1 protein-coding gene is annotated in these 293 nt (G+C 52.6%); it reads right to left on the bottom strand.

From position 1 onward, the window contains the following. Positions 1-293, bottom strand: a 293-nt coding sequence (locus tag J9889_RS24790; RefSeq protein ID WP_210558365.1) for a helix-turn-helix domain-containing protein, incomplete at both ends; no start/stop codon positions are given.

Here is a 293-nt window from a genome sequence, read left to right on the forward strand (position 1 = left end):
ATTTTTATAGCCAATAGTTCAGTACACCAACGGCTGCGCTGATAACCAAAATCTTGCGGAGAAAACTGCATGAGCAGCACCAGTAGGGTGACAATCTTGGCGATAGGTAAGACTGGGGCACGGCCAGCCGGTAAGGCTTCTAGCGCATCTATGCCTTCATCTCGATACCACCGAAGCCAACGACCGATGGTCGAGCGCGCAGCGCCGGTAAGGTGATGAACATCGGTGATCGTGCGTCCTTCATGTAACAGCAAGATGGCCATCAAGCGACGAGCATGTCCTTTATCACGGGT

This window comes from Aeromonas sp. PrichA-15 (assembly GCF_017939245.1).
GTDB lineage: Bacteria > Pseudomonadota > Gammaproteobacteria > Enterobacterales > Aeromonadaceae > Aeromonas > Aeromonas caviae.